This window comes from Holdemanella sp. DFI.5.55 (assembly GCF_020593575.1).
Classification (GTDB): Bacteria; Bacillota_I; Bacilli_A; order Erysipelotrichales; family Erysipelotrichaceae; genus Holdemanella; species Holdemanella hominis.
Map to the genome: position 1 here is coordinate 1 of NZ_JAJDMK010000463.1, position 213 is coordinate 213.

At 56.8% G+C, this 213-nt stretch carries 1 protein-coding gene; it reads right to left on the reverse strand.

All coding sequences use genetic code 11. The features are described from left to right. On the reverse strand, positions 1-213 hold a 213-nt coding region (locus LJE08_RS14815; RefSeq protein WP_255650375.1), incomplete at both ends, for a lyase family protein.

Genomic DNA, 213 nt, shown 5'->3' on the forward strand with positions numbered 1-213 from the left:
GCAGATCCCGTGGCAGCACTTGGCTGGAAACTTCTTGGGCCCGCAGACCGAGCTTTTCGCAGACATATTGTTCAACGCGTGGGTCAACTTCAGCAAACGTTCCCACGGCCCCAGAGATCTTACCGGCTTCAACGCCAGCGGCCGCGTGCTCGAAACGTTCGTAGTTGCGTTTCATTTCAGAGTACCAGCGGGCAACCTTGAGGCCAAAAGTCG